The 21,672-nt window shown below is 47.5% G+C and carries 18 protein-coding genes and 2 riboswitches; of the genes, 9 read left to right on the top strand and 9 right to left on the bottom strand.

Annotation, left to right across the window (positions count from 1 at the left end; genetic code table 11):
• Nucleotides 1–17: 17 nt before the first annotated feature.
• The 4 genes from thiD (at nt 18) to ABVF09_RS17490 (ending at nt 3,458) form a co-directional block, all read left to right on the top strand.
• Nucleotides 18–818: a bifunctional hydroxymethylpyrimidine kinase/phosphomethylpyrimidine kinase gene (gene thiD / locus ABVF09_RS17505; protein ID WP_035427258.1), complete on the top strand. Its 801-nt coding sequence runs from the start codon at nt 18–20 to the stop codon at nt 816–818.
• A gap of 362 nt (nt 819–1,180) precedes the next feature.
• Entirely contained in the window at nt 1,181–2,083 is a 903-nt protein-coding gene (locus ABVF09_RS17500; protein WP_153465210.1) for an ABC transporter ATP-binding protein, read from the top strand.
• Nucleotides 2,076–3,017: an ABC transporter permease gene (locus tag ABVF09_RS17495; protein ID WP_026571440.1), complete on the top strand. Its 942-nt coding sequence runs from the start codon at nt 2,076–2,078 to the stop codon at nt 3,015–3,017. The genes ABVF09_RS17500 and ABVF09_RS17495 overlap by 8 nt, the downstream gene beginning before the upstream one ends.
• Before the next feature lie 27 nt (nt 3,018–3,044).
• On the top strand, nt 3,045–3,458 hold the full coding sequence (locus tag ABVF09_RS17490; protein WP_026571439.1) for a DUF4064 domain-containing protein: 414 nt from the start codon (nt 3,045–3,047) through the stop codon (nt 3,456–3,458).
• Between the two features lie 127 nt (nt 3,459–3,585).
• Here the strand turns inward: ABVF09_RS17490 and ABVF09_RS17485 are convergent, their stop codons facing one another.
• Complete coding sequence (locus tag ABVF09_RS17485; protein ID WP_371069744.1) at nt 3,586–4,380, bottom strand: carbon-nitrogen family hydrolase; 795 nt, start codon at nt 4,378–4,380, stop codon at nt 3,586–3,588.
• A gap of 19 nt (nt 4,381–4,399) precedes the next feature.
• Complete coding sequence (locus ABVF09_RS17480) at nt 4,400–5,494, bottom strand: iron-containing alcohol dehydrogenase family protein (RefSeq protein ID WP_371069743.1); 1,095 nt, start codon at nt 5,492–5,494, stop codon at nt 4,400–4,402.
• A 92-nt stretch (nt 5,495–5,586) separates the two neighbouring features.
• Nucleotides 5,587–5,688: riboswitch (SAM riboswitch) on the bottom strand.
• A gap of 147 nt (nt 5,689–5,835) precedes the next feature.
• Here ABVF09_RS17480 and ABVF09_RS17475 point away from each other — a divergent pair.
• Nucleotides 5,836–7,014, top strand: coding sequence for a pyridoxal phosphate-dependent aminotransferase (locus tag ABVF09_RS17475; protein WP_371069742.1), 1,179 nt, complete (start codon nt 5,836–5,838; stop codon nt 7,012–7,014).
• 610 nt (nt 7,015–7,624) lie between these two features.
• Here the strand turns inward: ABVF09_RS17475 and ABVF09_RS17470 are convergent.
• From ABVF09_RS17470 to ABVF09_RS17440, 7 genes are all read right to left on the bottom strand, one after another.
• Nucleotides 7,625–8,749, bottom strand: a complete 1,125-nt coding sequence (locus ABVF09_RS17470) for an MBL fold metallo-hydrolase (RefSeq protein WP_153464998.1) — start codon at nt 8,747–8,749, stop codon at nt 7,625–7,627.
• A 509-nt stretch (nt 8,750–9,258) separates the two neighbouring features.
• Nucleotides 9,259–10,071, bottom strand: coding sequence for a TatD family hydrolase (locus tag ABVF09_RS17465; RefSeq protein ID WP_371069741.1), 813 nt, complete (start codon nt 10,069–10,071; stop codon nt 9,259–9,261).
• The gene (locus ABVF09_RS17460; protein ID WP_371069740.1) at nt 10,029–10,766 is read right to left on the bottom strand and encodes an ABC transporter ATP-binding protein; all 738 of its coding nucleotides are present in this window, start codon (nt 10,764–10,766) and stop codon (nt 10,029–10,031) included. Before ABVF09_RS17460 ends, ABVF09_RS17465 begins: the two co-directional genes overlap by 43 nt.
• Nucleotides 10,759–11,526: an ABC transporter permease gene (locus ABVF09_RS17455; RefSeq protein WP_371069739.1), complete on the bottom strand. Its 768-nt coding sequence runs from the start codon at nt 11,524–11,526 to the stop codon at nt 10,759–10,761. The genes ABVF09_RS17460 and ABVF09_RS17455 overlap by 8 nt, the downstream gene beginning before the upstream one ends.
• Nucleotides 11,526–11,816: an MTH1187 family thiamine-binding protein gene (locus tag ABVF09_RS17450; protein ID WP_371069738.1), complete on the bottom strand. Its 291-nt coding sequence runs from the start codon at nt 11,814–11,816 to the stop codon at nt 11,526–11,528. The genes ABVF09_RS17455 and ABVF09_RS17450 overlap by 1 nt, the downstream gene beginning before the upstream one ends.
• Nucleotides 11,813–12,820, bottom strand: coding sequence for an ABC transporter substrate-binding protein (locus ABVF09_RS17445; RefSeq protein ID WP_153465002.1), 1,008 nt, complete (start codon nt 12,818–12,820; stop codon nt 11,813–11,815). Before ABVF09_RS17445 ends, ABVF09_RS17450 begins: the two co-directional genes overlap by 4 nt.
• Before the next feature lie 173 nt (nt 12,821–12,993).
• Nucleotides 12,994–13,105: riboswitch (TPP riboswitch) on the bottom strand.
• Nucleotides 13,106–13,167: 62 nt separating this feature from the next.
• Nucleotides 13,168–14,109, bottom strand: a complete 942-nt coding sequence (locus ABVF09_RS17440; RefSeq protein ID WP_161993111.1) for a DUF4349 domain-containing protein — start codon at nt 14,107–14,109, stop codon at nt 13,168–13,170.
• Nucleotides 14,110–14,525: 416 nt separating this feature from the next.
• Here ABVF09_RS17440 and ABVF09_RS17435 point away from each other — a divergent pair, with 416 nt between their 5' ends.
• The 4 genes from ABVF09_RS17435 (at nt 14,526) to carB (ending at nt 21,672) form a co-directional block, all read left to right on the top strand.
• Nucleotides 14,526–15,785: an argininosuccinate synthase gene (locus ABVF09_RS17435; RefSeq protein WP_026770928.1), complete on the top strand. Its 1,260-nt coding sequence runs from the start codon at nt 14,526–14,528 to the stop codon at nt 15,783–15,785.
• Complete coding sequence (gene argH, locus ABVF09_RS17430; protein WP_153465007.1) at nt 15,782–17,200, top strand: argininosuccinate lyase; 1,419 nt, start codon at nt 15,782–15,784, stop codon at nt 17,198–17,200. Before ABVF09_RS17435 ends, argH begins: the two co-directional genes overlap by 4 nt.
• Nucleotides 17,201–17,330: 130 nt before the next feature.
• Nucleotides 17,331–18,434, top strand: a complete 1,104-nt coding sequence (locus ABVF09_RS17425; protein ID WP_026770926.1) for a carbamoyl phosphate synthase small subunit — start codon at nt 17,331–17,333, stop codon at nt 18,432–18,434.
• Nucleotides 18,427–21,672, top strand: coding sequence for a carbamoyl-phosphate synthase (glutamine-hydrolyzing) large subunit (gene carB, locus ABVF09_RS17420; RefSeq protein WP_371069737.1), 3,246 nt, complete (start codon nt 18,427–18,429; stop codon nt 21,670–21,672). The genes ABVF09_RS17425 and carB overlap by 8 nt, the downstream gene beginning before the upstream one ends.

Below are 21,672 nucleotides of genomic sequence, written 5' to 3'. Positions count from 1 at the left end.
AGAAAGGAGAATCGACCATGATTGCACGAGTACTGACGGTTGCTGGATCTGCGGCACAAGGCAGTGCGGGTATCCAGGCCGACTTGAAAACATTTCAGGAACGGGACGTCTATGGCATGGCTGCCATTACAGCCATTGTCGCCAACAATCCCGTCACCAGTGAAGGAATGTTCACCAATTCGCTGGAAGCGATAGAAGCGCAGTTTTATACAGCAGTTAAAAATGTCGGAGTGGATGGTGTGAAAACCGGTATGTTGTTTACGAAAGAGATCATCAGTCTGGTTGTCCGACTCCTTGAAAAAAATGCCCCCGCAAGTTTGGTGGTGGACCCCGTCATGATCGGTAAAATGGGGTCGCAGCTTTTAAAAGATGACGCAATTGAAGAAATGAGGGAGAGGCTGTTTCCGCTTGCTACCGTTATCACCCCTAACTTGCATGAAGCGGAAAGAATAATGGAGAGCGGTCCGATTACCAGTAAAGAAGAGATGAAACATGCTGCAAAATCGCTCCACCGCTTTGGGGCGGATTATGTCATCATCAAAGGTGGTGCTCTACCGGAAGATGCAGTCGATATCCTGTATGATGGAAATGGATTTATGGAGTGGGAGCAGCCGCGCATCGATACCATTCATACGAGTGGAGCAGGCTGCAGTTTCTCGGCAGCGATTGCCGCAGAACTGGCCAAGGGAGCTGCTGTGGAGCAGGCGGTGAACACAGCCAAGGCTTATGTCACTGCTGCGATCGAGCATGCCCTCGATTTTGGCAAAGGAATAGGGTCCACTTATCACGCAGCATATCGAAAACACCGGGCCCGATAATTGTCATTCTGTGTTTCAGAGTATTTATACTGCAGGCGTTAGCCGGGGCCGCGCACAATCCGACACACGATAAGTCGTTAAATGAAAAGTTCCTTTTCTTAGAATTAGTGCATTTTACAATGAAACCTTTTAAGCTGCAGTTATGTTCTAAGGTTAGGAAAGATAAGGGTGTGCTAATGGCTATGACCCCCTTTTTACAATCTTAAACAAACGTTTGACCGACTATTCTCGGAATCTAGCTATTTTTTTGTCCAGTGGAAGGAAATAGTAATTTTATTGAAACCTCTGGAAAGGCGAATACGTACAAGAAGGAAGAACGGATTACAAATGGAGGTGTCCAGTAAGTGGCAGCAGAGCCAGCAATGAAATTAATCGACTTAAAGAAAGATATCGGTAAAAAGCAAATAATCAAAGGGTTGACGTTTGATATAAACCCAGGTGAAGTATTCGGTTTTCTTGGGCCGAATGGAGCCGGGAAAACGACGACAATCCGGATGATGGTCGGGCTGATGAAAATTAGCGAAGGGGATGTGGTGATCAAAGGAAGTAGTATCAAATCCAACTACAAGGATGCTATTCGACATGTGGGAGCAATCGTGGAAAATCCAGAAATGTATCCCTTCATGAGCGGTTGGAAAAACCTTCTCCACTACGCAAGAATGATGTCTGGCATCACCGAGGAGCGGATCAAGGAGGTTGTTTCCCTAGTAGGATTGGAGAAGGCGATCCATGAAAAGGCCGGTAGGTACTCCCTTGGGATGCGTCAACGGTTGGGGATCGCCCAAGCCTTGTTGCATCGACCGTCGGTTTTGATTCTTGATGAACCAACCAACGGACTCGACCCGCATGGCATTAGAGAAATACGTCAATACATCCGGAGTTTGGCGGAAAAAGAAAACGTGGCTGTCATTGTCTCCAGTCACCTGCTTTCCGAGATAGAAATGATGTGCGACCGTATTGGTATTATTAAGAATGGGGAACTTGTCGCAATTGAAACAGTCAAAGGACTGACAAAAACAGACGAAGATCTGATACATATTGAAGCTGTGCCGCTTGACCGGGCAAACGAGCTTCTGCGCCAGACGTTACAGCTCGAACCAACCGTGGAAGAGGAGAATATAAAACTGACAGTAAAACGGGAGGAAATTCCGAGTATTGTAAAATGTCTGGTAGAAGGGCAAGTGGATGTATTCGGTGTACAAGTGCAACGCTCGACACTTGAAGATAAATTTTTAGATGTGATTGGGGAGAATGCGATTGAGTAATTTTTTCAAGCTCGTCTATAACGAGCAAGTGAAACTTTATGCCAGAAAGTCTACCTGGATCATGTTCGGAATCCTTGCGGCTATCATACTGGGTGTGGCCATTCTCGGTAAAACGGTAGGAAATGTGGACGAAGCGCAGTATGGCGATGACTGGCGTCAGCAATTGGAACAGGAAAACGCCGAAATTGCCGAGGGAAGCAGTGAGGAAGAGGTCGCCAATCATTGGGGTATACAGGAAAACAACTACTATTTGGATAATGACATTAAACCTTTAGAGTATGACGCGTGGCAGTTTGTGGTGGAAAATGTGATGTTGTCCGCTCTGTTGAGTCTCTTTACCATCATCGTAGCTGCAGGGATCATTGCCCATGAGTTTCGATGGGGAACCGTCAAGCTATTGTTGATCCGGCCGGTTGCCCGGACTAAAATCTTGTTTGCTAAATATGCATCCGTTTTGTTGTTTGCCTTTACATCGCTTGTGTTTTTGCTTGTGTTTTCCTGGATAACAGGGGCGATATTTTTCGGGGTCAATGGCGCGAATCCTTTGCTGGTGATCCAAAACCAAAATGAATATACGCAAATCGCTGCTTGGGCAGAGATGGGCCGTTCCTATGGATTGCAATTGATCAACCTGGTGATGATGGCCACTTTTGCATTCATGATTTCTTCGATTTTCCGAAACAGCGGTTTGGCAATCGGCTTTGCGATTTTCCTGATGATGGCCGGGAATTCCATCATAGGCTTTTTCATGCAATACGATTGGGCCAAATATATTTTATTCGCAAACACAAACTTGGAACAGTATTTTAGAGGAACACCACTGATCGAAGGCATGACATTGTCGTTTTCAATTGGTGTCCTGATTGTTTACTATGTTATTTTCATGGTCCTGTCCTGGTTGTTTTTCACAAAACGGGACGTAGCGGGACATTAAAGAATTCAAAAAGAGGAGGAAATGGAGATGAAACGAACAGCAGAAATTGCACTTGGGGTTATCGGAGCTATCCTGTATGCTCTTTTCACATTCTTCGGAATAGTATTGATGACTTTGAAAGGTAACGATGAATTTATTCAGGAAATGGAAAATGCGTTTGCGGAGCAGGGAATGGATAATATGGGGAGCATCTCTGAGATGATTTCCGGCGGAAGCTGGTACTTGATCATCGTTTCGCTGGTGGCAATTATTCTGGGAATTGTAGCCCTCGTATTTTTGAAGGGGAATAAAAAGCCTAAAGCCGCAGGAATCATATTGATTATCACCGCTGTCTTATCTTTCGTTTTGTTTATGGGAATGAGTCTGATTCCGGCGGTGTTGTACTTGATCGCTGGTATTATGGCCTTGGTAAGGAAGCCCAAAACCCCGATAACAGCCTGAACGGTCGTTGTAGGACAAAGACAAGCGACTGGGAAAAAAGCATCGTAACCAATAAAAACCGAACGATTTATAAAATTCGTTCGGTTTAGCTTTTGTCCCGCTCTGTTTGTTTCTGCTTGGGATTCGCTTATTTCAGTTTGTATAAGTCAGTCCTACGGTCACTGTATATCGGAATCGTAGCCCTGATTTTCTCTACTTCGTTCAAATCAACGGTTCCCGTCAATATCGTTTCCTCCTGTCCTGCCTCGCCAAGAATTTCACCCCATGGACCGATAATCATCGAATTACCGCCAAACTCGTTATTCGGATCAGATCCTGCGCGATTGCAGGCAACCACAAAGCATTGATTTTCGATAGCCCGGCTGATAAGGAGAGCACGCCAATGATCAATACGCTGCTTCGGCCATTCAGCGACGACATAGAGAACCTTTGTGTCATCCAGCATGTGCGTTCGGATCCATTCAGGGAAACGGATATCATAACAAATAACTGCTGCGCTCTTCTGGTTTTCTAATATAAACGTTCCGTCACTGTTACCTTCTATTAAATATTTTTCTTCATCCATCAAACGGAACAGATGAGCTTTGCTATATTGCTTGATAACATTTCCGGTGCGGGCAACAACTATCAAGGTATTGCTTGTTGCTTCCCCGACCCTGTTGGCTACCGAGCCTGCTATCATATTAATGTCCAGTTCCTTTGCCAATCTGCTCAGAAATGCAATCGTCACATTGGCGCCTTCATCCGCTATTTCATCGAGCCGTGTCAGGTCATACCCGGTTGTCCAAAGCTCGGGGAGCAGGATGGTATCCGGCGCGCTTTTTTCCACCGCTTCCCTAATCAGTTTTTCCGCATGCCGGAAATTGGTTTGCGGATCACCGAAAGCGATATCCATTTGGATTAGTGCATAGGTCTGCTTCATGATTGGGTCCCCTTTCTTATTATGAATACGGAGTCGCATTCACCAGCCACTCTTCCAGCTGTTGAATGCCGGCTGTCACCTGTTGCGCGTCCGTTATATGCATGAAATGAATCGACTCTCCCGGGGCTGTAGCAGCAGCGGCAATCGTTTCTACTGCATTCTTCCGTTCCGGATCGATCCCTAAATCGGACAAGCTGACTGGCAATCCCAGCTCCCGATAATGCGGAAGGAGTCTTTTGATTTCCTCCGGTCGTCCTTCTAACGCTAATTGAACCAGGATACCATAGGCAACTTTGTCACCGTGAAGAATCGAGTGGGTTTCCGGCAAATGGGTCAATCCATTGTGGATGGAATGAGCCCCGGAGATGCGGCCGTATTGGTCACCGAAGCCTCCCACCATTCCTCCAGCCATAATGATTGTTTCAACAGTCCGTTTAAATGAATCAGTGATTGTACCTGCCTCGAGTGCCTTCAGTGCTTCTCTACCTTCTCTAAGCAAAGTATCCCGACAAAGACGGGCAGCCTGCAACGCGATTTCCAATGGAACCTCCTTTGTCGGAAGATCACGTGTCAGTACATCTGCCTCATACCATTTGGCGATAGTATCCCCTATGCCCGCCCGCAAAAAGGATGACGGCGACTCGATCAGTATGTTCGGCTCGACAAGCACCAGCCAGGTGCTTCGGGGAAAAACGGTGTACTCCTCGAAGTTCCCCTCCAAGTCATAAAATACACTAAGCGGTGTCCAGGCTGCGCAGTTCGATGCCAAGGTCGGAATCAAGATCACCGGCAGTCCTGTTCGGCTTCCGGCCGCTTTTGCCAAATCCAAAATCTTACCCCCGCCTATTCCGATAATGAACTCGGAACTCTCTTCAAGCGCTGTCTTGCCAATTCGATCCGCTTCTTCATGTGTACAATCATTTTGATAGGATATGTAAGTCATCGGTACTCCGGGATCGACAAAGTGACGCTTCGCTGCTTCCCACGATTTTTCGCCATGCAGCAGCAGCCCGAGAGAAAATCGCTGTTCCGCGATTTTTTCAGGAAGTAATTCCAGTACCCCTTGATAGCAATGATAGATGGCAGGAGCGCCTTGAACTTGGATTGAACTCAATGTAAGCACCTCGTTTTCTAGTAAAATAACATCCATGCATTTCCGTAAAAAAACCCCTTCCACCAAAGGAAGAGGTTGCGTGTCGGCTCTTCCTCTTATCTTGCAGAATTGCTGCAGGATTTAGCACCGTGTGAGTCTGTTCACCGGTTGCCGGGCTTCGCAGGGCCATTCCCTCCACCTTCTCTTGATAAGAGTTTAAGATTCACTATAATTGCTTGCATTATCCCACCATGAATATTTTCTGTCAAGAAACTAACTGGATGGACGGCTTTACAAATTCCAAGTTAGTAGCTATGATTAGATACTATAATTTTATCGATCTATCGGGAGCGTGACACACTGTGAAAAATTTTGAGCAATCAGACTTACTGAACAGACTGCCCGACCAGTTCTTTGCCAATCTGGTGACAAAGGTGAAAGGCTTGGTTGACAAAGGGCACGATGTAATCAATTTGGGACAGGGGAACCCGGATTTGCCGACACCTGATGCCATTGTAAAGGAATTGCAGGCAGCAACGGAAAATCCGGCTTATCATAAATATTCGCCATTTCGTGGCTTTTCGTTTTTAAAGCAGGCAGCGGCAGAATTTTATAAACGAGAATACCAAGTGAACCTTGATCCAGAATCGGAGGTCGCTGTCTTATTCGGTGCAAAAACAGGACTGGTGGAATTAAGTCAATGCTTGCTTAATCCAGGGGATCTCGCATTGCTCCCTGATCCAGGCTACCCGGATTACATGTCCGGAATCGCTCTGGCGAATGCGGAAACACATTTAATGCCATTGGTGAAAAGCAATGCATTTCTTCCAGATTATCAATCGATAGATACGGAAATTTGGGAGAGAGCCAAACTGCTGTTTTTGAATTATCCTAATAACCCGACTTCTGCTGTCGCCGACAAGTCGTTCTTTGATGAAACGATTGCAATGGCAAATAGACATAACGTGTGTGTCGTCCACGATTTTGCTTACGGGGCACTTGGCTTTGATGGCGAGAAACCGCAAAGCTTTCTTCAATCCGAGGGTTCCAAGGAAGTTGGTGTGGAGATTTATACGCTTTCCAAAACTTATAATATGGCAGGTTGGAGAGTGGCTTTTGCAGTCGGAAACCCTTCGGTAATCGAAAGTATCAACCTGTTGCAGGATCACATGTATGTCAGTTTGTTCGGTGGAATCCAGCATGCTGCTGCCAAAGCGTTGACTGGCGATCAGACTGCAGTTGCCGAACTGGTGCAAACCTATCAAAATAGAAGAGATCGATTTATGGGACGATTAAATCAAATCGGCTGGAAGGTAGAAAAGCCGAAAGGGACCTTCTTTGCATGGCTGCCGGTTCCGGTTGGCTTTACTTCTGAATCATTTGCCGATTTATTATTGGAAAAAGCCCATGTTGCTGTGGCACCGGGAAACGGGTTCGGAAAAAGCGGCGAAGGCTATATACGTGTCGGTCTACTGGACAGGGAAGAACGTTTAGAGGAAGCCGCCGACCGGATAGCTGCTTTGAATCTGTTTGATAAGTAGAGAAATAAAAAGGAGGCCGGGACAATCACTCCGGCAAGGTACTTCACTTTCCGCGGGCACGGCTTCAGCTAACTTGGCAAAGAATACTGCTTTGCCAAGTGGATCTTCAGCTCGCGCTCATCCCGCAGGAGTCTATGTACCTTGCCTCCGTTGAATGAAGTTGGTTTCTCCTCTGACGAGAATTCCGTCTTTCTTTTACGCTGTTGATTCGCAACCTACAATTCTCAAGAATATCGAACCTGCCCCCTCTAATTTTTCGTCTTCATCACTGTTTGGAAACCTATCAGTCAATAGAAGAATACGTTTCTCTATTCTATTCCTCTTGTCTTGATCACAAGGAAATCAGACAGCGAAAATGTAGCGAAAGTAAGATACGGAGACTCCAACGGGAACAGCACGAGCTGAAAATCCCGCAAGAAAGCGGTTGGTGCTTTCTGAGGAAGTGGAAGCCGTGCCCGTGGAAGGCGTAGTATCTTGCCGTAGCGATACGAAACACGCATCAAACAACAGGAAAAAAGAAGTTTATCGAAGTCACAAGCAAAAACCGAACGGACATTTCCAATTCGCCCGGTTTTTGCTTTGGTGCCATACTATTGTCCCAGCTTTTTCGTCAGCTGACGGCACACCGATTAGGGCCGGCTTCCATCTCCTGCTGCTGCTTTGGTTCAGGATGGACGAGTCCTAAATTGGCCTGACGTATTTCCTGATAGCTGTTTGGTTGTGGCGGCAGGTTTTCTGTAACCAATTCGATAAACCGCTTTTGTGGAGAAATATTCAATCGCTGATTGTTTGTGTATAACGCTTGTAATGTACTTTGAACTTTGCCGTCCTCAGTCAATTCATTAGTACTGCTAAAATGCGTCGGCAATACAACCATTCTTTGAGATAAAGAAGGAAAGCGATCATATAACGTAGCATGCAAGTATTTCGCCCACTCGTCTGCCTTTCCAGCTAAATCCGGGCGGCCTATCGATTGGACAAACAGGGTATCCCCCGTCAGTAAATATTCCTGGTCCACGATAAAGCTTGTACTTCCATAAGTGTGACCCGGAGAAGCTAAGACGGTAACGGCTCGCTGATTGTCTCCCAGGGCGATTGTCATGCCGTCTTGAAGGGGGGTATAGGAAAACGAAGCACCTTCGTCATCTGCTTGCGGGAACCAATAGGAAGCCCCCGTCTCTGCGGCCAACTTCCTTCCTCCTGACAGATGATCTGCATGGAGATGGGTGTCGGCCACATGCTTGATCGAGCATTCATGCTTGTCGGCAAAGGTTTGGTAAACCTCGGTGAATCGACTCGGATCAATTACCATCGCCTCGTTTCCGACCACTACCATGTACGATAGACAGCCTTTTCCCAGCCGGAGGAACTGGTAAATGCTTCCGCCGCTCGGAAGTGTTCCGGCCTTTACTGGTTCCAAGTGCTCTCCCCAGCCGGTTATGCCGCCGATCAAGTATGTAACGTTATCCATGCCTTCTCTTTGCAGAAGGGCTGTAGCTGTCTGGGCAGATATCCCTTTATAGCAAACGACATAGACCGGCCTGTCCAGAGGGAGTTGCTGTTTGGCTTCTGCGGGAGCTGCTTTTATTTCTGCCAGCGGTATGTTGATGTTTTCCACGTTCCTGCCTTCGATTTTCCAATCTTGATAATCTTCCCGTCTCCGGATATCCAAAATAAACAAATCTTCGTGTTGTAACACACGACTGGCGAGCTCTTTTACAGTCAATGGATCCATATTCCGATTCCTCCTCCTTTTTTTCAACTAGTATAACAAATCGCGATTCCAGTTGATAATATATATGCAAGTACCCACGATTGATTGTAAAGAAACGAAAAAAGCCATCCAGTCTCCGATCATATGGGATGGCTGCTCTCGAGATTCAATAATAGAGCACAGCCCGAAGCTAGCTGAAAAAAGGTGATAGAGAAAACCAACTATCACGGAAAAATGCCTATAGGATTTTGGTGGAACCAGACTGGTATCAGCGAAGGAAATGCACGTTGACTCCTCGAAAATACAAAACAGTTTTCTTCGTGCGATGCATCGTTGCCGCAGCCTTCCTTGGGACTGCGATTACTCGTCCCACCGAAAACACCTGTCCTGCGGGAGGAAAGGCCTAGGGGAGACCCCGGAGAGCGCTAGCTCGAGGAGGCTCACCAGCCGCCTGCGGAAAGCGTAGTGTATTTCCGGAGCGCAGGATGGAGAACCAATATAAGAAGTCTGGCGAAGTCTAAAATAAATTATCATAGCTGATAAAAGTCTTTTGTGTTGTCAAATAGCTGGTGATAAACCGAGTCAATCGGGAGTCGTTTCAATTCGGCGATCTTGGCAACGCTGGCATGGATCATCTTCGGATGCGTCATCATGCCAAGGAAAGGTCCTTCAAATGGCCATGGACCATCCGTTTCCACCATCAATGAAGTCAGGGGAATTTGCTGAATCAACTGCTGTATTTCCGATTCATACAAACAATCTGGCGTCACGGAAAGCATATATCCATTTCCGACTATCCGTCGGACCGTGCCATTGTCACCTTTAAACCAGTGAAAATGGGCTTGGCGGATCGAATGCTTTTCCAATAGTTCACATGCCACCGGGGCATCTTCATATACAGCGTGTAAGATTACTGGTTTATTCAAGCGTGCTGCATGGATGATCATCGTTTCCAACAATTCTATATAGGCTTCGATGCTTATCGACGGATCCTCTTTGCGCGTGTAGTAGGGCAAGCCGACTTCCCCTACAGCTTTCATGTCCGTGTGATGACTCTCCATAAAGTCTAGCAGTTCACTTAGTTCTTCGACAGTCGGCAGCTGCTGTTCCGGGTGGTACCCAAAGGCAGGATGGATACGCTTGTCGGTTTGGGCAAGCTGCCAGGTCTTTTTAGCCGAAGAAAGGTGGTTGGATACTGCAATCAATCCCTCTGCATGGTGCTCGTCCAGGTCCTGTACCAACTGTCGCTGTAGCACTTCAGGATACATGTCAAGGTGTATATGGGCATCGATAATCGACTTCATGTCATCACCCGCAGTTCCTGATAAATGGTTTTTTTCCATTCTAAAAAATCCTGTGACAAAACCACGGATTCCTTGCGCGGACGCGGAAAAGGAATCGTGAAATCAGCCTTTACTTGGGCAGGACCGCTGGATAAGACAATGATCCGGTCGGAAAGAAATAGTGCTTCTTCGATGTTGTGGGTGACAAACAGGATGGAGCGTCGGTGCTCCTCCCACATGGAAAGCAGCCACTGCTGCATGTCCAGTCGGGTAAATTCATCCAATGCCGAAAAGGGCTCATCCAGGCACATTAACGGTTGGGGACTCAGCATGCTGCGTATGAAGGCTGCCCGTTGCTTCATACCGCCCGAAAGTTGATCGGGATAAGCCTCCTCGTATCCGGACAGTCCGGCTTTGGCCATCATACTGATTGCTTCCTCCCTGTTTTTCTCCCCGATGAGTTCTCCGCCTAGCATGACGTTCTCCAGGACAGTGCGCCATGGCAGCAAGGAAGGAGACTGCGGCATGTAACTGATTGCCCCTCTTTTTCCATTCACGCGCTTGCCATTCAAATAAATGTCGCCACTGTCCGGTTCCAGTAATCCGCCTATTAAATGAAACAAGGTGCTTTTGCCGCTTCCGGAAGGACCGACAATCGAGACAAATTCGGCATCGGAAACGGACAAGGAAAGGTTCTCCAATACGTGCCTGCCGCTGAAGGATTTGGAAACATCGATAATTGATAAATCAGCCATGCTGTTCAACCCCTTTCTTTTTCCAGCGGATGACGCGTTTCTCAATGGTGATGATGACAATGAAGAATAGTAGGCACAACACCATGATAAAGAAAATCGCTACAAAAACCCTATCGGTCCTAAAAGACGAAGAAGCAAGTGTCATATACACGCCGATTCCTTGTTGGGCACCGAGCCACTCGGATATCACAGCCCCCATCACACTGTATGTAGCTGAAATCTTCAGTCCGGAAAACAGCGAAGGAAGGGAGGTGGGCCATTCCAGCTTCCAAAAAATTTGCCGTTTGTCTGCACCAGCCATTTTTAAATAATGGAGCAGGTCCGGACTTGTTTGACGGAAACCATCCAATGTAGCTACGGCAATCGGAAAAAAACAGACTAACGTAATGATGATTAGCTTTGGAAGGATGCCGAACCCGAACCAGATGACCAACAGGGGTGCAAGCACAATGATCGGGATATTTTGTGAGAGAATCATCAATGGATAAATGGTTTGTCTCAGCTTAGGCAGCAAATGCAGACAGACAGCTGCTGCAATCCCGATATTCGTTCCAATCAAAAATCCAAGCAGGGTGAGCTGGATGGTCGAAAACAAATGCAGCTTGTAATCCTCCCAGCCGGCAACCGCCTCCATCCAGATTTGCGAAGGTGCCGGCAGCAGCCAAGAGGGAATTTCCGCCACTCTGCCCGCCACCTCCCAAACCAGCAGTAAAAGAAGGATGGCTGCAACCGGCCGCCAACCTGTCTTTATTCGTTTCATTAGCGGTATTTCTCCGTCAGTTTTTCCATGGAGGCGCCATTTGGCTGGTAAAGAACTTTTATTTGGGAAATCACGTTGGTGCTGCCCAGTTCGATCATCCTTCTGTTCATTTTTTCGATAACGGCAAACAACTCGCTCAAATTCCCTTCCATCGTCGTTTCCAGCGGGTTTACCTGATAGCGAACCCCGGATTCTTCGATCACCGCGATTGCTTCATCTACATAAGGAACGACATCTTCCCCGTTTTTTGTTTTTGGGATGATTTGAATACTTACCAGTGAATCACTCATTGTTTTTCTTCTCCCCCGTCAGGTAAAAATTCGTTCGTGAAGGCTTTTTCTGCTTTTAACTCATGTTCAAGCAAGCCATTGTCATACATCCAGCCGGCATAATTTTCCCAGACTTGCTGTTGTTGTTCACCCCATCGTGGGGCATCATCCTGGTATTTAGGAGACAACCACTGCTGACTCGCTTTGACCAGTTCGGCGTCCAAATCGGGAACTGCGTCGATGAGAATGTCGGCGGCTTCATCTGGCTGGTCCGCTGCAAACTGATAACCTTTGGAAGCGGCAGCAACAAAGGCCTCGACTGTCTCCGGATCATCGGCGATTTTCTGCTCACTAGTCGTGAGCACGGGTGTATAGTAGTCCAGTTTTTCGGAGTAGTCGGTCAAGTACTGCATGTTCAACTCTTTCCCGCGAAGCTCTGCTTCGATACCTGTCCAGCCATAGTAAATCCAGGCGAAGTCGATGTCACGCTCGACTGCTGTAAAGAAGTCGGTATCCCCCATATTGACGATACTTACTTTTTCTACGTCGGCTTTTTCCTGTTTCATCAGGGAGTCGATGACCGCTTTTTCCACGGGAGCCCCCCAGCCGCCATAAGTTTTTCCTTCAAAATCTTTTGGCGAAGTGATCCCTTTTTCTTTTGGTGAAGCAAAACCGGAAGTATTGTGCTGAATAATGGCTGCAATTGAAACGATCGGTATATCTTGTACCCTTGCTTCTGTCAAGGCTTCCTGGGCTCCAATTCCAAAATCGGCTTTTCCGGATGCGACCAATTGATCAGCCCCGGCCTCTCCTGGCATCAGAATTTCCACTTCGAGCCCTTCATCTTTGAAATATCCCTTTTCCTTTGCGGCATAAATGCCAGTATGGTTCGTATTAGGCGTCCAGTCCAACACGAGGGACACTTTCTTTAATGCGTCCTTTTCTTCGGTGCCGGCATTTTCCTTGCTGCAGCCGGCTGCCAACAACAGAAGCAGGGCGGCAAGTAAGATTGATAACTTTTTCATCCTATTTCCTCCTAGCGATTAATGATGAAGCACTTAAACAATGCAGGACTGAAATAGGGAACAGGAACCGCGTGAAATATCATGATGTAAGCATGCGGTTCTGTGAAGGCAAGCCGTTAAAGGGCAATAAAAAATGCACCATAGGCCATACCCAGGGTGCATATTATCGCATACTACCGTTCAAATATGTTCCCTACGCTGGTGTCAGCCAGATCAGGTTCCAAGGGTCAGTATCTTGACGGATACAATCTCAACCAGCAGTAACTGGTCCCCCTACATGAAAGTGATTCATTCAATTGTCTTGATTACATTATAACCTTGCCACAGCCTGCCGATTTTTTCAAGGACTAGTTTTCCTTGGTATCTTGCCGCTTCTTTTTTTTGATTGTCTTTCGTGTAATGAAAATACCAGCTGACACCAGAGCGGCAAGCACCAGTAGAACTGGAAGATTGCCGAATAGGAACACGATCAATCCGGAAAAGAAGGAAAGGAGAAAATCGATGCTTTTGATAAATTGTTCTTTTGTTTTTTGCCAGGTGGTGGTTTCTCCACCGCTGCCGGAAATCCGTACATCGTTTTCCTGAAGACTGATGTCGACAGTGGCCAAGTCGGTTTTATTTTCCAAATAATTGATTCTTCCGGTGATCGTCTCGATTTCTTCTTGTACGCCGGCCAAGTCTTCGGATATTTGCAGCAGATCCTCGGTTTTCTTCGCTTCCTCCATAAAGGCCATCAACCGTTCTTCGACAGCCTTCTTGGACTTTAGGCGGGATTGAAGATCGACGTACTCTTCGGTGACATCCTGTCCGGAAACATTGTTTTCCAGTACTTTGCTGCTGCCCTCTTCGACAAAATCGATGAACGGCTGGAACTGCTCCTGAGGTACTCTTGCGGTGATATGCCCCTCTGTAAGGTCATCCTCGGGGTTTTGGTACGTACTCGACTCTACGATATAACCGCCGGCTTCGCTTACCTTTGATTGAATGGTTTCGAGAGTCTGTTGGTAATTACTTACTTCAATCCGTAGATTTGCATGGTAAATCACTTTCCGGTTTGCTTGCTTTGCTTTGCCGACAGCCGATTCCTCTTCCTGTTGTACTTCCCCTTCTTCTCCCGCGCTATCCTCTGCCGCCTTGTTTTCGCTTAGAACTGCAGAGTCTTGACTGCTTTCTGTTCCAGCGCTGTCCATCTCCACGGGCATGTCGGCATTTTCTGGTGAGTCGTTGCTGCATGCTGCCAACAGCAGGAGTAAACAGACCGCAAGTGAATGGAAGTGCCACTTTTTCATATTTTGACCACCCTTTAGTTTTTTAGGTAGACGTCGGGCAGCCGTGAAGGTTACAACTGACTTTCTTTTTTGCATGGATATTTGCATGGATATGAATGAATATGTATAAAATGCTGCATGTGCGAAAAGGAAGGAAGCTATAGGCGATTGTTTCGCCCGGGGTATGGAAATGGGCGGTGGGCAGGAATCACAACTGTGTACGCCCATCATACATTACATTATAAATAAGCGGCATGGGATGTTCTCACTAAAAAAACAGGAGTACCAGTAGGATATCAACAGGATAATCCACTTTTTCTTTAAAAAAATGAAATTTAACGGTTGAATTAATATACTTAATAGTGCATAATAATTCATACAAACCAAACATGCTCAGTCTATTAATAGATTACAAGCAGAAGGGGAGCGTTAATCAAATGAAAAAAGATAAGATTGTGTTGGCATACTCAGGTGGTCTTGATACTTCTGTCGCTATCAAATGGCTTCAGGATAAATATAATTTTGACGTGATTGCTGTCGCGTTGGATGTGGGGGAAGGGAAGGATTTGGACTTTGTGAAAAATAAAGCCCTCGATGTTGGAGCAGTCAAATCATATGTGGTGGACGCCAAATCGCTCTTTGCGGATGAATATGTACTTCCGGCCTTGCAAGCCAACCTATTGTACGAAAACAAATACCCTTTGATTTCGGCATTGTCCAGACCCTTGATCGCCAAGGTTCTTGTAGGAATCGCCGAAAAGGAGGGTGCGGTAGCTGTAGCACATGGCTGTACGGGAAAAGGGAACGATCAAGTGAGATTCGATGTGGCATTTACTGCCTTGAATCCAGATCTGGAAATTGTCGCTCCAGTGCGTGAATGGGCAATGTCGAGGGATGAGGAAATTGCCTATGCTGAAGAAAATGGGATTCCGGTTCCGGTCGATCTCGATAATCCCTACAGTGTCGATCAGAACCTGTGGGGAAGAAGCAATGAATGCGGCATTTTGGAAGACCCATGGGCGGAAGCTCCCAAAGGCGCTTACGATTTAACAACAGATCCGGTCGATGCGCCCGACACACCTCAGGTCGTCCAAATCACCTTTGAACAAGGGAAGCCAGTATCGCTTGATGGTGAAGCGATGGAATTTTCCAAACTTATACTTGCATTGAACCAGATCGCCGGGAAGCATGGTGTCGGACGGATCGACCACGTCGAGAACCGTTTGGTCGGGATCAAATCACGGGAAATCTATGAGGCTCCAGCCGCACTGACATTGATTGCAGCCCATCAAGAGTTGGAAGCACTGACGCTTCCTCGCGAGGTGGCTCAGTTCAAGCCGACGGTAGAGCAAAAGTTGGCTCAGACGGTATATGATGGGCTGTGGTATTCTCCGTTGACAAAGGCCTTGCAGGCGTTCATTGAACAAACCCAGACCCAGGTGTCGGGAACAGTCAAGGTCAAGCTGTACAAAGGTCACGCACAAGTCATCGGCCGGGAATCGGCACAGTCGCTTTATGATTTTGATTTGGCAACCTATAAACCGGAGGACTCTTTCGATCACGAAGCTGCTCTTGGTTTCATCAAGCTGTGGGGGCTTCCTACAAAGGTCCATGCCGCAGTCAATCGGACCAATACGGTAGCAGATGATTCCATTGAAAATGTTGTCGTCGATGTGAAGGAAGCTGTTAAACAATGAAACTATGGGGCGGACGGTTCACCAAGCCGACTAATGAGTTAGTCGATGAATATACAGCATCCATTCATTTTGACCAAAAGCTGGCAGTCCATGATATACAAGGGAGCCTTGCCCATGTGGAAATGTTGAAGGTTTGCGGCATCCTGTCTGAAGAAGATGCGGGTGACATCACAGATGGATTGAAAGCCGTAGGAAGCAAGATAACAGCTGGAGAGGCTGTGCTAAGTGAAGAGAACGAAGATATTCATATGAATATAGAAAAATTGCTTATTGATGAAATAGGCCCTGTAGGAGGGAAGCTCCATACTGGCCGGAGCCGGAATGATCAAGTCGCTTTGGATATGCGATTGTATTTGCGGGAAGCATTGCTGACGATCAGCCAGTTACTGTTGGATGTGCAAAAGGCGCTGCACAAACAGGCCGGGGACAATCTGGAAACGGTGCTCCCAGGGTACACCCATTTACAGCGTGCCCAGCCCGTCCTGTTTGCCCATCATATGATGGCATATGTTTACATGTTCCAACGGGATATCGAACGCTTATCCGATAGCTGGAAGCGGGTTAATCAGTCACCGCTTGGCGCAGGTGCACTGGCCGGGACAACATTTCCGATCGATCGGCAATATGTAGCCGACAAGCTCGGTTTTGAAGGGATTTGTGAAAACAGCCTAGATGCGGTAAGCGATCGGGATTTTGTCGTCGAGTTTTTGGCCAATGCCTCTCTCGTTTCCACGCATTTGTCCAGACTTTGTGAGGAGCTCGTGCAATGGTCTAGTGCCGAATTCAATTTTATCGAGTTGGACGATGCATTTTGTACAGGAAGCAGTATGATGCCGCAGAAGAAAAACCCCGATGTTGCCGAGCTTGTCCGGGGGAAAACGGGTAGAGTGTACGGACACTTGATGGCCATGCTGACGACGCTGAAAGGACTGCCGCTAGCTTATAACAAAGATATGCAGGAGGATAAGGAAGGGATGTTCGATTCGGTTGAGACCTTGAAAGGAGCGCTTGCCTTGTTTGCCCCGATGGTTGAAACCATGGAAGTAAAGGCTGACAACATGTATGAAGCCGTGGCAAAGGATTACTCCAATGCGACGGACTTGGCAGATTATTTAGTGGGCAAGGGCATGGCATTCCGGGAATCACATGCCGTTGTCGGGCAGGCTGTATTGTACGGTATAAACCACCAAAAATTTTTAATGGATTTATCCCTTGAGGAATTCCGGCAGTTCTCTTCCTTGATCGAGGGAGACATTTACGAGGTGCTGACGCCAAAGGCTGTAGTCAATGCCAGAGATGTAGCCGGAGGTACTGCACAAAACCGGGTAGAGGAACAAATAGCTTCTGCCAATCAACTTTTCCAAATGAGTGTGGAATGGATTGAACAACATAAACAATTGATCGGCTGCGAATAATTTATTTTCATAATAAGGATGGGAACGGCTTGCTCCAGATACGAAGGCAGCAGGCCGTATTTTTCCACCCGTATGTATAAATATTCTTATTTACGAATAAATATCAAACAGCCGCGAGAGGAGTGGAACAATGATCGAAACACCAGGCTATCTTGTGTTGAACACTGGGGACGTGTTGGAAGGGAAATGGCTGGGGACAGAAATTGCCGTTGAAGGTGAATTGGTATTTAACACAGCAATGACAGGCTACCAGGAAGTTATGACAGACCCTTCCTACGCAGGCCAGATTGTCACCATGACGTATCCGCTGATTGGCAACTATGGAGTGAACGATATAGACCATGAAAGCATCAAACCGTCACTGGCGGGGCTGATCATTTCTCATCCATGTCAGACACCCGAACATTATCAGGCAAAGTCCACCGTAAACGAAATGGTGGAACAGTATAAGATACCGGCCTTGTACGGCATCGACACAAGGGCATTGACCAGAATTATCCGTGAACATGGAGAAGTTTATGGCAAAATCACAGCGGAACCTGAAGACCTGCCGGTACATCGGAAAGTGGATCCGGAAATCGTCAAACAGGTTTCCGTTCGCAGTCCGGTCGAAATTCCTGCAAAACCGATGCCTGCCATCACCGGAAAGAAACCCAAACACATTGTTTTGTACGATTACGGTTATAAACATTCCATCACACATACCTTGACGGAGCTTGGCTGCAATGTGACAGTGGTGCCCTATGACACGGATTTGGCGGTCCTGGACAACCTAAAGCCCGACGGAGTCGTGTTGTCCAATGGTCCCGGAGATCCTGAAGACTTGGCTGGATTGGCTCGTATTATCAAGCAAATTACCGACAGTTATCCAACTTTGGGCATTTGTTTAGGGCATCAGCTGGTAGCCCTCGCAAACGGAGGGAAGACAGAACGTCTGCCTTATGGACACCGGGGAAGCAATCACCCGGTGAAGGATTTGCTGACCGGGAAGGTTTTCATCACCTCGCAAAACCACGGTTATGTAGTTGATGAAAACTCTATTAAACTGTCAGACTGGGAAGTATCTCATATCAATGTCAATGATCGATCGGTTGAAGGCCTGGTTCATCGTCATAAGCCCGTCCTGACCGTTCAATTCCATCCAGAAGCCCACCCAGGGCCGATAGATACTTATTCGATTTTTCAGGACTTTTTACAGATGATACCGAGCGAGGGAGAGGTGCAGCATGCCTAAGTTTTCACACATCCATAAAGTTTTGGTCATCGGTTCGGGGCCGATTGTCATCGGCCAGGCTGCAGAGTTTGATTACGCAGGTACCCAAGCTTGCCTGGCCTTAAAAGAGGAAGGAATCGAAGTGGTGCTGGTCAACAACAACCCGGCTACGATCATGACCGATCCTGACATTGCAGATCAGGTATATTTAGAACCGCTGACTAGTTCTTCTTTGACAGCAATTATCGAAAAGGAAAGACCAGATGGCATTTTGCCGACATTGGGCGGACAGACCGGCCTGAATCTGGCAGTAGCTCTATCTGAATCCGGAGCATTGGAAAAATACGAGGTCGAATTGCTGGGGACGCCGCTTGATACCATCCAAAAAGGAGAAGACCGGGAAATTTTCAAATCGATGATGACGGCAATTGATGAACCAGTCCCCGAAAGCATCACGACCAGCTCGGTGGAAGAAGCGGTCCGTTTTGCAAGTACCGCTGGTTACCCGATGATCATCCGACCCGCCTATACGTTGGGTGGAGGAGGCGGTGGGATCGCCAATAATGAAAAAGAGCTTAAGGCGATAGTCCGCAACGGCCTGCATGCGAGTCCGATCGGCCAGGTGCAGGTCGACCAAAGTGTGAAGGGTTGGAAGGAAGTCGAGTATGAGGTGATGCGAGATGCCAATGATACATGCATTATTGTCTGCAATATGGAAAATATCGATCCTGTCGGTGTCCATACCGGCGACAGCATTGTTGTTGCGCCTTCTCAAACGCTCAATGACCGGCAGTATCAGCTGCTTCGTTCCACTTCCTGCAAGGTGATCCGGGAATTAGGGGTGGTCGGAGGATGTAACATCCAGTTTGCTCTCAACCCCGATAGCGACGAGTACGTCATCATCGAGGTGAATCCGAGAGTCAGCCGTTCCAGCGCCCTCGCGTCAAAAGCAACTGGTTACCCGATTGCCCGCATTGCTGCCAAGCTGGCATTGGGCTATCAACTGGATGAAGTGATCAATCCGATTACCGGCCATACTTACGCAAGCTTCGAACCTGCAATCGACTATATTGCCGTGAAAATTCCGCGCTGGCCATTTGATAAATTTGCTGGTGCCGACAGGCTGCTTGGTACGCAGATGAAAGCTACCGGAGAAGTCATGGCACTTGCACGTAACTTTCCTGCTGCCTTGAACAAGGCCGTCCGCTCGCTTGAAATTGGTACGGAGTACTTGAACTGGCCTGCGCATGCCGAGTGGGACGCGGTCGCAATCGAGCAAGCGCTCGTCCAGGCGACGGATGAGCGGATATTTATCATAGCGGAGGCTTTTCGGCGTGGATACTCCATTGATGATATTCATCGACTGACGGAAATCAATAAATATTATTTGAGTGAAATTGCGGGGATGATCCAGACGGAGACCGAGCTTCGCGATAAAAGCTGGCAATCCCTTGATAAACAGGAATTGAGCAAACTTAAGTATTACGGATACGCTGATCGACTGTTGGCGGATATCTTTCAGATCAGCCAGCAGGAGGTTCATCAACGCTGCATGGAACTCGGATTGACTCCCGCTTATAAAATGGTCGATACGTGCGCTGCGGAATTTTCGGCAGAGACGCCTTACTTTTATAGTTCATGGAAAGAAAGCGATGAAGTAGAAGCAATCCAGGGAAATAAAAAGGTTGCCGTGCTTGGCTCGGGGCCGATACGGATCGGGCAGGGAGTGGAATTTGATTATTGCTCGGTCCATGCAGCCATGTCTTTACAAGCGCAAGATATCAAGGCTATCGTGATCAATAACAATCCGGAAACAGTCAGCACCGATTTTAATACAGCAGACCACTTATATTTCGAACCGTTGACGGAGGAAGACGTTCTTCACGTACTGGAAAAAGAAGAGGCGGATGGGGTGCTGGTGCAGTTCGGCGGCCAAACCGCCGTGAACTTGGCAGAGGGACTTAGCAAAGCTGGTATGCCTGTGTGCGGTACCTCCTTGGCTGCTATTGAAGCCGTTGAAGACCGGGATCAATTTTATCGTTTGTTGAAACGGCTGGCGATTCCGCACATTCCAGGGGAAACAGTGATGGACGTGAAGGATGCAGAGGAAATAGCAGAACGAATCGGTTATCCGGTGTTGCTTCGCCCTTCCTACGTGATTGGTGGTCGGGGGATGGTTGTCATACAGAATCAAGAGCAGCTGCTCGACTATATTGACAGTCTGAAACAGCATGCACCTGCTTCGCGAATCTTTCCGCTGCTGATCGATCGCTTTATTTCCGGCTATGAAGTGGAGGTTGATGCGGTTTGTGATGGAGAGGATATTCTGATTCCGGGGATATTTGAACATATCGAAAAAGCGGGCGTCCACTCCGGAGACAGTACAGCTGTGTTCCCTGCTCCAGGTTTGACGGAGGATCAGCGGAATACGATCGAGCGGTACACAAAACAAATTTCAACAGAACTCGATTTAAAAGGAATCATTAACATTCAATTTGTCATCAGCGAAGACAGGCAAGACCTTTACGTGCTGGAGGTAAATCCACGGGCTTCCCGGACTGTTCCGATTGCCAGCAAAGTTACCGGTGTCCCGCTTATCGATTTGGCCACCCGGGTGCAAATGGGAGAATCACTGGCAGAAACGGATTGGAGTACTGGTCTTCATGAGCCGGCCGGCTATTATGCCGTAAAGGTCCCGGTTTTTTCTACCAACAAACTGCCAGGTGTCGATCCGTTTCTTGGACCGGAGATGAAGTCCACCGGGGAAGCAATCGGGCTTGGCTTGACTGTAGAATCGGCAATGGCCAAGGCGTTCGGATGGAAGGAAAACAACCTGTTGGACCTGGAGGGCAATCAACAAATTTATTTATCCCTCGGAAATGACTTCGGTCAATTGCCGGCAGAATTATTCGCCTTGCTGGAGAAATTGCCGGTGGATATCTATGCTGACAAAGCGACGACTGATTCTCTTGAAAGCAGGGATATTGCTGTTCGTAAGGTTATATCACTTGAGGAGGCTGGAAACAGATGTCTGGACAGTGCATTTGCTTTGGTTTGTGACCTGCTGCAAGGTTCCGGAACAGATGGCCACATGCGACTTAGAGAAGATGCCTTGAAAACCGACACATTATGTATTACTTCAGCGGAAACGTTGACTGCATACTTGAAAGCCTCGACCCAAATCAAAGAACAACCATATGCAATGAATCAATATCTATCCATGAGCGAAGGGTTAAACAAAGCGAAGGAGCGTGTGTGA

Source organism: Sediminibacillus sp. JSM 1682029, from assembly GCF_041366435.1.
Taxonomy (GTDB): domain Bacteria; phylum Bacillota; class Bacilli; order Bacillales; family Amphibacillaceae; genus Sediminibacillus; species Sediminibacillus terrae.
Note: the sequence above shows the minus strand (reverse complement) of the source record. Positions and strands in the feature narration are given on the sequence as shown.